This is a genomic window from Autumnicola edwardsiae, from assembly GCF_031846505.1.
Lineage (GTDB): Bacteria > Bacteroidota > Bacteroidia > Flavobacteriales > Flavobacteriaceae > Autumnicola > Autumnicola edwardsiae.
Map to the genome: position 1 here is coordinate 1 of NZ_JAVRHP010000346.1, position 265 is coordinate 265.

Genomic DNA, 265 nt, shown 5'->3' on the forward strand with positions numbered 1-265 from the left:
TATTCGGCAGATCTGGAATTAACTCCGGGAACATACCAGCTTGAAGAATTCATAGTTTATGATGAAGCGGGTAATATGATCTGGATAGCACCAATAGATGAGGATGATAGTGGAGTGTATGATGGCTATGTATCTGATGCCCTGCCGATGACCATTAATCTTGGAGCGGGAGTAAAAAAATATGTAGATGTAGAAGTACTTTGTTTTGACGATCGTAACGTTAACCAATATGGCTATCTGTTTTTCGATTTTGAAGGTAAAGAAA

The 265-nt window shown here is 38.5% G+C and carries 1 pseudogene; it reads left to right on the plus strand.

The window, feature by feature from the left end:
* Positions 1-265 (plus strand): annotated as a pseudogene (locus RM529_RS17945) (hypothetical protein); the annotation flags it as partial.